Annotated in this window: 8 protein-coding genes and 1 pseudogene; 3 read left to right on the top strand and 6 right to left on the bottom strand. The window is 40.4% G+C overall.

From position 1 onward, the window contains the following. Positions 1-353 (bottom strand): annotated as a pseudogene (locus H7O61_RS08090) (outer membrane beta-barrel protein); the annotation flags it as partial. 180 nt (positions 354-533) lie between these two features. Here H7O61_RS08090 and H7O61_RS06835 point away from each other — a divergent pair. Both H7O61_RS06835 and H7O61_RS06830 read left to right on the top strand, forming a co-directional pair. After that, complete coding sequence (locus tag H7O61_RS06835; protein ID WP_097716738.1) at positions 534-986, top strand: hypothetical protein; 453 nt, start codon at positions 534-536, stop codon at positions 984-986. A 28-nt stretch (positions 987-1,014) separates the two neighbouring features. After that, complete coding sequence (locus tag H7O61_RS06830; protein ID WP_187875528.1) at positions 1,015-1,461, top strand: hypothetical protein; 447 nt, start codon at positions 1,015-1,017, stop codon at positions 1,459-1,461. Positions 1,462-1,465: 4 nt separating this feature from the next. Here H7O61_RS06830 and hydE read toward each other — a convergent pair whose 3' ends face one another. From hydE to H7O61_RS06805, 5 genes are read right to left on the bottom strand one after another with little or no spacing between them, the layout of a single operon-like run. Further along, the gene (hydE, locus tag H7O61_RS06825) at positions 1,466-3,004 is read right to left on the bottom strand and encodes a hydrogenase biosynthesis protein HydE (RefSeq protein WP_187875527.1); all 1,539 of its coding nucleotides are present in this window, start codon (positions 3,002-3,004) and stop codon (positions 1,466-1,468) included. Between the two features lies 1 nt (position 3,005). Continuing rightward, the gene (hydD, locus tag H7O61_RS06820; RefSeq protein WP_127960988.1) at positions 3,006-3,542 is read right to left on the bottom strand and encodes a hydrogenase biosynthesis protein HydD; all 537 of its coding nucleotides are present in this window, start codon (positions 3,540-3,542) and stop codon (positions 3,006-3,008) included. Further along, on the bottom strand, positions 3,539-4,213 hold the full coding sequence (gene cybH, locus H7O61_RS06815) for a Ni/Fe-hydrogenase, b-type cytochrome subunit (protein ID WP_123946595.1): 675 nt from the start codon (positions 4,211-4,213) through the stop codon (positions 3,539-3,541). The genes hydD and cybH overlap by 4 nt, the downstream gene beginning before the upstream one ends. A 12-nt stretch (positions 4,214-4,225) precedes the next feature. Next, positions 4,226-5,962, bottom strand: a complete 1,737-nt coding sequence (locus tag H7O61_RS06810) for a nickel-dependent hydrogenase large subunit (RefSeq protein ID WP_187875526.1) — start codon at positions 5,960-5,962, stop codon at positions 4,226-4,228. A 16-nt stretch (positions 5,963-5,978) separates the two neighbouring features. Continuing rightward, positions 5,979-7,133, bottom strand: coding sequence for a hydrogenase 1 small subunit (locus H7O61_RS06805; protein WP_000499016.1), 1,155 nt, complete (start codon positions 7,131-7,133; stop codon positions 5,979-5,981). A gap of 167 nt (positions 7,134-7,300) precedes the next feature. On the opposite strand from H7O61_RS06805, the gene mdaB reads away from it, so the two are divergent. Next, positions 7,301-7,885, top strand: coding sequence for an NADPH:quinone oxidoreductase MdaB (mdaB, locus tag H7O61_RS06800; protein ID WP_187875525.1), 585 nt, complete (start codon positions 7,301-7,303; stop codon positions 7,883-7,885). Positions 7,886-7,893: the final 8 nt, after the last annotated feature.

Raw genomic sequence — 7,893 nt, 5'->3', positions numbered from 1 at the left:
GAACAGAACCAACGCCACCAAGTTGGTAACCGAAAAAAAGAGAGTGCCTAAACCCTATAATCCTTTTTTTGCCCAAAAAATATTTATACCCCAAGCTGATTTCACTGAGAAGACCGCCCGATCCACCAGAGAATGATATAGTGTTTGAATTTGGAGGATTGAACGAACTAGTTGGTGGATAGTATGAGACATACGGATTGGCATACGAATTGTTTGATGGATTTTGATTTGCATTGATTTTTCCTAAAATATAGCTTCCCCCTAATATGTCAGAACCTAAATAAAATCCGTTCCTTTCAGCGTGGAGCCAAAACGAGAGAGAGAGAGAGAGTTAGTAAGAGGGCTTTTTTCATGGTTTTTCTTTGGTTTAAGATTTGATATTATTGCTAGGTATTTTATCATAAAATAAGATTTTAGTATGGGGTTTTAATGAAAAACAAAGTTAAAATGAAATAACCCTAAAAACCACCGCTTAACCAACATTAAATTAAAAACATGTTAATCTTTAGTTATTTTAAAATTTAGGAAAACCCATGCATCAAAACAATAAAACTTTTTTACCCAACCAATCCGCTCATCTTTCTAAAATCGTTCTTTTTTTAAACACCGGCTTTTTAGCCTATCTGTTAAGCGCTTGTGGGGCGAATGTGCCTATAGAAGAAGTGTTGGTTAAAGATCCTAAAGAGACTAAAGCCCAAGAAGTCGCCAGAGAAGAAAACGCCATCCAGCAAGAAAATGCCACTATTGATGCGCGCACCACGCCTTTAATCAATCGTTTCACTAATTATAACGCTTATGGTTCTTTAAACGGCTTTTATAATTCAGTGGATAACCTCAATTCGCCCATGCAAAACGGCATGTATGGAGGCTATTACATGCCTTATTATTACATGCCCTATGGTTTCATGCCTTATGGGTCAGGTCTTATGCCTTATGGGCCTTATGGGTATGGAGCACCTGGATACTTCCCCTACGCTTTTTATTGATTAGTTTATTCTAACATGCTATGGTAGTGTGATAAAGAAAGGCTATATAAGAGGAGATCTTATGCGTATAGTTAGAAATTTATTTTTTGTATCGCTTATGGCTTATAGTAGCGTGTTTGCAACGGATTTAGAAACCGAAACCAAAAACGACAAAAAGAGCGGTAAAAAGTTTTACAAACTCCATAAAAACCATGGATTAAAAACCGAGTCAAAAAACGACAAAAAGCTTTATGATTTCACTAAAAATAGCGCTTTAGAAGGCATAGATTTAGAAAAAAGCCCTAACCTTAAAAGCCATAAAAAAAGCGACAAAAAGTTTTACAAACAACTCGCTAAAAACAATATCGCCGAAGGGGTGAGCATGCCGATTGTTAATTTCAATAAAGCTCTGTCTTTTGGGCCTTATTTTGAAAGGACTAAAAGCAAAAAAACCCAATACATGGACAGCGGGTTGATGATACACATCCGCTTTTAAGCCCTTATTCATAATCCAAAAATGCATGCGTTTTAAGGGTTAGGGTTTTAGGGAAATACCGCACAAACAAATCCAAAAACACTTTTTCGCCAAAGAAATCCCCAGCGATCGTTACTTCTTGGACGCTAAAATTTTGCGCGTTATCCCAAATAAAATTCCCTAAAAACTCCGCTAAAGAATCCAAAATCCCCAAACTCAAAATCTCATTTTCCACGCCCGCGAGCCTGAAACTCATCGCGCTGTGCATGATCTTTGAAAAGTTTAAAGCCATTTTCAAAGAATCGTCTTTAAGGATTTTATAATCAATCCTAGGGCCTTTAGGGCGTAAGCATTCTTTAGCCAAAGGAATAACGCTTTGTGCGCAAAAATCCTCGCTATAACCCAAAACAAACCCCAAAATGCGAAAAAAATCCAATAAATTCGCACCCCCCAGATTGTATTGAGAAAGCTCTGCAATGCGTGCGTAAAAATCAGGGAATTTAATAGCGTAGTTTTGTAGCATTCTGGAGGCTTTTTCATCTTGTTTGAGGAGGTTAAATATTTGATTGAAATCAAAACTAACGCTTAAAAGCGTTTTTAAAGAACCATTAGCATGCAATAACAACCTTGTAGGGCGCTTGAAACTAAAATACAAAACGATAGAATTGGGGGTTGCGCTTAAAAATTCTAATTCATCTTTAAAGGGAAGGGTAGAAAGATTGTTTTCTAGCACGAATTTTTTAGTGGGCGTGATCAAGCGTTTAGGGGTTTTAAAAAGCGCTTCATAATGCAAAAGTGCTTCTTGTGGATTATTTGCATGGATAAAAACAAATTCTATGCCCTCATCTTGTAAAATATGACACAATAAATTCAATATGGGGTCATAGGGTAGTTGGGCTATGATTTCATCGTTTTTAAAAGTGTCCTTAAACACGCTTTTTAATGGGGCTTTGATGGAGGGTTTTTCCAAACTAGCCAAATATTTAGCGTCTTCTAAAGGCAATTTAGTGCAGCTCAAAACGCTAGAAAGATCGCTAAAAATAACGCTTGGAGAGAGCTTTTTTAAAGAAAGGGATAATGCCCCCCTAGAAGTGAAAATAGGGGTAAAATCCTGCGTTTTGAGCACCTCTTTTAATTGCGTTAAGCAATCTATAAGCTCTTTAGGGCTATGGATTATAGCCCCCTTAAAAGCGGCGTTTTTAACAAAACCCAACGCATTGGCATATAAAGATGCGTTTTTATCTAAAAAATCTTGATGCTCTTTAGCGTTCATAAAAAGGGGTTTTGAAAGGCTTGTTGTTTGGAAAAGATTTTCATCTAAAGGCTCTGTGATTTCCTTTAAAGACAAAAAGCTAAAATCTAAAGAAAAGGGTAAGATCTCGCTTAATTTTTGCGCGAACTCTAAAGTGATCTCAGCGCTCGCTTGAAGGTAGAAAGAAGTGGTATTATCCTTATAAACGCTATAAAAACGCGCTTGCAAATGGAACGCCATTTGCTCTAAAAGGGGCGTAAAATTTAGGCTTGTTTTTTCATTAACGCATTTAAAAAGAAAGACAAACGCCAATTCAAAAACCCTTATAAGAGAGTTCAGCGATACAATCTAGGGCGATATGATCGGTGCGTTGCATTTTAACTCCCCATGCGTTGAGTCGGGTTTCTATGGCTTTTAAGGCTGTTTCTAAAGCGTTTAACATTTCGCTTGAGAGCTTGAAAGTGGTCTCGCTCCCTATCACAAAAGGCACAAGCCCCACGATAAAAGTTTTAGGCAAATCCCCTAAAAACTCCGTGAGCCTTAAAGTGTGCAGCATTTCCACTTCATGCGCGCTCCCAGCCCATGTGATTTCTTTAGGAGCGTCCTTAAAATCAAAGGCATAGACCGATCCTATCTCAACGCCTTTAGCGCTCACGCAATCCAAAATCAAAACCTTTTCATACGAAGTGATTAAAGGAATGAGTTGCTGAGCCATTGTCCCCCCATCTATAATATCCACGCTAGGGAAAAAAGAAAAATTCTTTTTAAGGTAGTGGGCTAGATGCACCCCAATCCCTTCATCGCCAAAAAGGATATTGCCAATGCCAAGAATCAGGATTTTTTGACTCATTCTTTGGTGTAACCATAGCCATTAATCATAGAATCCGCCCCCGAACTATCATACCGGATAGAATGGAAAAACACCATATAAACATGCACAGGGACAAACAAAATAAACCCCCAAGTCGCTAAGTGGTGGATAAAACGCACATTCGCTAACCCCCCACAAAGCGCTTCAAACCACTTAAAAGCGCTTGCTAAAAACGCCCCAAGCCCCGCATGATAGACATTATAATACAGCACTATCCCGCTCAAACTCATCAATACAATTAAAGCAACCAAAGTGAAATAAGCCACGAGTTGGATAGGGTTATACAATCCTTTAGTATGGGGTTTGCCGCTGATAAGAAAATACGCTTTCATCTGATCGATCCAGGCTTTTGGGCTTAAAAGTTGGCCAAAACTCCTGCGTTCCATTAAGCTTTCTTTAGTGAAAAAAAGATAGGTTCTAAAGATTAATGCGCTAATGAGCAAAAACCCAAACATGACATGAAAAGAGCGCACATAAGCTTGTAAAAGATACACCCCTTTATAAAAGCTGGAATTAGGCTGCAAAAAAGGGTAAGCGATGTAAAACCCTGTAGCGATTAAAGTAAAAATACTCAAAGCCCTAACCCAATGGAAAAAGCGCACAAAACCCGAATATTCTTTGTGCAAGACGACCTTATTCATTTTATCCATGCGTAACCCTTTTTAGAATTTAGCGAAATTAGGCTCTACTTTAAACTCGTTTAAAGACTGCCCTTTAAAATCCATCACATGCACTGAGCATGCGATGCATGGGTCAAAAGAATGGATAGTCCTAATGATTTCTAAAGGCTGGGTTAAATCAGCGATTTTAGTGCCAATCAAGCTCATTTCATAAGCCCCCCTTTGATTTTGAGAATCTCTAGGCCCCGCATTCCAAGTAGAAGGCACTACCGCTTGATAATTTTCCACCACGCCGTTTTTAATACGCACCCAATGGCTTAGCATGCCCCTTGGCACTTGACCAATGTAGCGCCCTTTATATTCTTGATTTTTATCAATGTGATAAGGAGCGCAAGTGCTTTGATCGCTTTTTAGATTTTCCACTAACGCATCAAACGCCAAAAGGCCATTATCAGCAATCGTTTTAGCTTCAATACACCTTGCAGCGGTGCGCCCAAGCGTTGAAAACAACGCCTCTAAAGGCAGTTTCGTGTCTTTTAAAAACTTCGTAGCCACTTCAGTAACATAGGGGTTTTTCGCCGCTAAACCTACCACTACGGAACTTAAAGGGCCTACTTCCATGGGCTTACTATCGTATCTGGGGGATTTTATCCAAGAATATTTATTTTTAGTGTCAAGCACTTTAGCAGGGATGATTTTATTTTCAATCCCCACGCTCTCGCCGTCTTTTAAACCGGTATAATGCGGGTTCGTTTGCCCGTCATAAGGGTGGAGTTGCACTTCTTTAGTGTCTTCATATTGATACCAAGAATGCGTAACCTCTTCTTTAATCAAACTCTCATCAATGGGGTGTAATTTAGAAATATCCCCATCAAGCACCACCCCACTACTCAAAAGGTATTTATCTTTCCCGAGCAACACTTCTTCATAAGCGATAAAATTCCTTAAGCCGCAACCTTTAATAACGGATGGTTCGTTAGCGAACATTTCGCCTGCCATCACCAAATCAGGGTAGTAGGCATGGTTGATGAAATTGGCCACCACTTCAAACTTGCTCTTCCATTCAGCCAATCTCGTCGGATCCAATATATCCATAACGCTCGTAACACCCCCCACCGTTAGGCTTTGTGGGTGAGGCTGTTTGGCCCCAAAAATAGCGGTCATTTTCGCCGCTTCCCTTTGGATTTCTAAAAGCTTAAGGTAGTGGCTTAAGACGATTAAATTTTGCTCTGGGCTTAAACGATAGGTTTTATGCCCGTAATAGCCGTTACTGAAAGGCCCTAAAGATCCGCTTTTAGCGAAATCATTCAAGCGTTTTTGAACCGCTTTTAATTCACCGGCACCGGTATTGATGGGATAAGGGCTGTATTTGAAAGAAAGTTTTGCCGCTTGAACGGGGTCGGCTTTTAAAGCGCTCATAATATCGCACCAATCAAGCCCATGCAAAGTATAAAAATGCACCACATGATCATGAAAAAGCAACGCCATGTTCATCAAAGATCGCACCAATTGCGCGTTTAATGGGGGGGTGATGCCTAGAGCGTTTTCTACCGCAGTAACACCGGCTTTATAATGCGAATAAGTGCATACCCCGCAAATCCTTTGAGCGATGAAGCCTGCATCTCGTGGGTCTCTGCCCTTAATGATCGTTTCTAGCCCCCTAAAAAGCGTAGAAGAAGAAAACGCATCAGTGATCACATTATCATCATCTACGATCACTTCAATCCTTAAATGCCCCTCAATCCTGGTGATAGGATCGACTACTATTTTTTTTGACATGTTAATCCCTTACTCATTACTCTTTGTTTTTGATCGCTTTAGAAAGGAGCGCATGCGCAACAATGCCAATAGCGGTTGCACTCAATAGAGTCGTGCCTACTTTATCCGCTACTTTATCAGCCCCTAAGCCGTCAAAGGCGGTTTTAATGGAACGATTCGCTAAAGGCTCTTCAAAAGGACTCATCGTATCCCAAAAATTAGGCTCAGAACACCCTATGCACCCATGCCCTGCACCTATGGGCCAAGAAGTGTGTGAATTGAAGCGGAGTTTGGAGCAATTGTTGAAAGTGTAAGGCCCTTTACAGCCCATTTTATATAAACAAAAACCCCTTTTAGCGTTTTCATCGCCAAAATGTTCCACAAATTCGCCCGCATCAAAATGCCCTCTCCTTTCGCATAAATCATGGATCCTATTCCCATAAGCCCAAGAGGGGCGGTTATAGGCATCCAATTTAGGGAGAGCCCCAAACATCAAGTAATAAAGCACATTGCCCACGATATTTTTTTCACTAGGCGGGCAACCGGGAACATTGATCACGGGTTTATCAATGATTTTATGCAAGGGTTGCGCATTAGAGGGGTTAGGGTAAGCCGCTTGCACGCCCCCAAAACTTGAGCATGTGCCTATGGCAAAAATAGCGGCTGCGTGTTGGGCGGCTTTCCTACACTCTTCAGCTCCCGTTTCAGCGTTTGGGCCTTGAGTGAGAAAGTATTCTGTGCCTTGGGGGATACCGCCTTCTACCATTAAAATGTAATTGTTTTTATGCTTTTCTATGGCGTCATGCAAGCTTTTTTCGGCTTGAAAACCGCTCGCTACCATAATGGTCTCATGGTATTCTAGGTTGATGTAATCAAAGATAATGCTATCAATGGTGGGGTCTGCACTCCTTAACAAGCTCTCGCTACAGCCGGTGCATTCTGCCATGTGCAACCAAATCACGGGCAATCTGTTAGCCACTTCTAGCGCCTTCAAAGTCAAGGGAGTAAAACTAGCCGGCAAGGCTAACGCTGTGCTCATCATGCCCGCCCACTTCAATAAATCACGCCTAGAAATGCCCGCCCCTTTAAACTCGTCTTGCAAGTTTTTATGCTCGTTATGAGCGTTAAACGAACGAATTATATCAAGGCGTTCTTCAATCTTTTGATAAGTCTTTTTTTCATCGTAGAACATCGCCATTCCTTAAATAGAAATTTTCATTATCTTAACATAATAAAAATAATACAATCGCAATTTAATCGCTTTTTAAAAATACCCTTTTGAGGTATAATCGCAATTCATAATTATCAAATTGAGATATAATCGCAATTTATAATTATCTATCAAAAAAAAGGAACAAAATGAAAAAAATTCTCATCATTAATGGGGCCAAAGCGTTTTTGCACTCTGGGGGGAAACTCAATGAAACCTTGGGCGACCATGCAAAAAAGACTCTAGAATCTTTGGGGCTAGAAGTGGATACTACAATCGTGGATAAGAGCTATAATCCTAGTCAAGAAGTGGAGAAAATCTTTAGCGCTGATGCGACGATTTGGCAAATGCCTGGCTGGTGGATGGGAGAGCCTTGGATTGTGAAAAAATACATTGATGAAGTCTTTAGTGCAGGGCATGGGAAGCTTTATGCTAGCGATGGCAGAAGCTCGAAAAACCCCACTAAAAACTACGGGAAAGGGGGCTTGATGCAAGGCAAAAAATACATGTTGAGCTTGACTTGGAACGCTCCCATTGAAGCCTTTAGTGATCCTAATGAATTTTTTGAAGGGGTGGGTGTGGATGTTGTGTATTTGCATTTGCATAAAGCGTTCCAATTTTTAGGGCTTTCAGCGCTGCCCACTTTTATTTGCAACGATGTAATGAAAAACCCCCAAGTAGAGCAGTATCTTAACTCTCTCACCACGCATTTGCACCAAGCTTTTGGCAAGTGATAATAAGG

This window comes from Helicobacter pylori (assembly GCF_014496965.1).
GTDB lineage: Bacteria > Campylobacterota > Campylobacteria > Campylobacterales > Helicobacteraceae > Helicobacter > Helicobacter pylori_CZ.
The sequence above is the reverse complement of the archived record's forward strand: the minus strand, read 5'-3'. Positions and strand labels throughout refer to the sequence as shown.

What these genes read in the sequence shown, in the direction of transcription:
- H7O61_RS06835 (WP_097716738.1), top strand. Translation starts at nt 534, where the DNA reads ATGCATCAAAACAATAAAACTTTTTTACCCAACCAATCCGCTCATCTT.
- hydD (WP_127960988.1), bottom strand. Translation starts at nt 3,542, where the DNA reads ATGAGTCAAAAAATCCTGATTCTTGGCATTGGCAATATCCTTTTTGGC.
- cybH (WP_123946595.1), bottom strand. Translation starts at nt 4,213, where the DNA reads ATGGATAAAATGAATAAGGTCGTCTTGCACAAAGAATATTCGGGTTTT.
- H7O61_RS06810 (WP_187875526.1), bottom strand. Translation starts at nt 5,962, where the DNA reads ATGTCAAAAAAAATAGTAGTCGATCCTATCACCAGGATTGAGGGGCAT.
- H7O61_RS06805 (WP_000499016.1), bottom strand. Translation starts at nt 7,133, where the DNA reads ATGTTCTACGATGAAAAAAAGACTTATCAAAAGATTGAAGAACGCCTT.
- mdaB (WP_187875525.1), top strand. Translation starts at nt 7,301, where the DNA reads ATGAAAAAAATTCTCATCATTAATGGGGCCAAAGCGTTTTTGCACTCT.